Genomic DNA, 1,720 nt, shown 5'->3' with positions numbered 1-1,720 from the left:
GGCGCGGATTGAAGCGGCGCCCAGGTCAATCCACCATCGGCGCCGAACGCCGGCGCCAGGCCATCAAGCACCAGCAACTGCGCATCGGGCGCAGCCTGCACCGCAGCCAGCCGCGCGGGATCGGTGCGCACGGCATCGGCCCGGTCCAGCGGATTGCCGGCATAGGCAATCGGCGGCAGCGCGCGGGCCAACGTGCGGGCCAGCGTGTCGGTAGTGGTCATGCGGCAACCTTGTGCTGGGCCAGCAGCCGCGCGCGCACATCGCTGCGCACGGCCTGGGGGAATGCAGTATCGAACGGATAGGCTGTGCTGGGCATGAACTGGGCAAAGAACCCGGCCCGCACGCCGCCCACCTTGCTGATGAAGCCGATCGTGCCAGCCGCGCCCGACCAGCCATAGGTGCCCGCCGAATCGCCAAGGCCAACGCGGCCGCCCGCGCCAAAGCCATGGCCGGCAATCCACGTACCTGCAGTACTGGCGCCGGGCGGCAACAGGTTGCTGGTGCCCATGTCGACCGCCCGCTGGCTCATCACCCGCTTGCCGGCAAACACCCCGCCGCCCAGCAGCATGGCCAGGAACCGGTCATAATCGCGCGGCGAACTGATCAGGCCTGCGCCGCCAAACGGAAAGGCCGGCGGATCGAGATAGACCGAATTGGTCGCGCCATCGATCGGCAGCAGGCGGCCATCGGCCACGACATAGTTGGTGGTGAAGCGCGGCACATCGGCCGGGGCCAGCTGGAACGTGGTGCTGTCCATGCCCAGCGGATCGAAGAAACGCGCTTTCAGGAAGGCGCTGAACTCTTGCCCGGAAGCCAGTTCGATGATCCGGCCCATGAGATCGAGCGCCACCGAATAGGACCAGCGCGTGCCCGGCTGATAGACCAGGGGAAGGCGGGCGAGATTGTCGGCAAAGGCAGCCAGGCTGGGCGCGGTATGCACTTCGCCAAAGCCCGGCAGCGGCACGCGGGTGGCGCGATAGGGCATGATGCCGGCCGCGGCATAGGCATCGCGGATCGGGCCGGTCTGGATAATGGTATAGCCAAGCCCGGCCGTGTGCGTCAGCAGCTGGCGCACGGTGATCGGTGCGGTTGCCGGCACCACCTTGTCCACCGGGCCGGCCGGATCGACCAGCACGTTCATGTGGGCATAGGCCGGCAGGAAATCGGCGATCGGCTGGTCGAGGCCAAGTTTGCCCTCATCGATCAGGATCATCGCGGCCATGCCGGTGATCGGCTTGGTCATCGAATAGATGCGGAACAAGGCGTTTTCATCCAGCGGCCGGGCGTCGCCGCGCGTGCCAGTGCCGCGCGCCACCACCTCGGGCGGGGCATCGCCCCAGCCCAGCGTGGCAACCGCGCCGGCCAGCTTGCCGCTGCTGACATAGTCGTCGAGCAGCCCGGTGATTGCCGGCAGGCGCGGATCGGTGGGCGCGGCATGGGCCCAGCGCTGCAACAACAGGCCCCCGCCGAGCAGCCCTGCCCCGCCCAGCAGGCCACGACGGCTGAGCGCCGGGGTTTGCGGAAGTGTCATGCGATCGTGCATTGCAGCCAAACCTTTCCTAGACGCCTGTTCATCGTTGCGCGCGTGGCGCTTTCACCCTTCGTGCGCACCGGCCAATGCCAGGCGCGCCGCCTTGGCAAAAACCGTTGGCAACCCGGCATTTTCCATGTCGCTGCGGGGCCACCACTGCGCACCGGGAATGTGGGCGCCGGGGATATT

Annotated in this window: 1 protein-coding gene and 2 pseudogenes; all 3 read right to left on the bottom strand. The window is 68.0% G+C overall.

Going from position 1 to position 1,720, the window contains the following annotated elements:
* Positions 1-221, bottom strand: a pseudogene (locus tag H926_RS34740) (hypothetical protein); the annotation flags it as partial.
* Positions 218-1,531 carry a serine hydrolase gene (locus H926_RS0113865; RefSeq protein ID WP_028658001.1) on the bottom strand — a complete coding sequence of 438 codons (1,314 nt, stop codon included), beginning with the start codon at positions 1,529-1,531 and terminating at the stop codon, positions 218-220. The pseudogene H926_RS34740 and the gene H926_RS0113865, both read right to left, overlap by 4 nt.
* Positions 1,532-1,594: 63 nt before the next feature.
* Positions 1,595-1,720: pseudogene (locus tag H926_RS34735) on the bottom strand (A/G-specific adenine glycosylase); the annotation flags it as partial.

The organism is Novosphingobium sp. B-7 (assembly GCF_000410615.1).
Taxonomy (GTDB): Bacteria; Pseudomonadota; Alphaproteobacteria; order Sphingomonadales; family Sphingomonadaceae; genus Novosphingobium; species Novosphingobium capsulatum.
The sequence above is the reverse complement of the archived record's forward strand: the minus strand, read 5'-3'. Positions and strand labels throughout refer to the sequence as shown.

What these genes read in the sequence shown, in the direction of transcription:
- H926_RS0113865 (WP_028658001.1), bottom strand. Translation starts at nt 1,531, where the DNA reads ATGACACTTCCGCAAACCCCGGCGCTCAGCCGTCGTGGCCTGCTGGGC.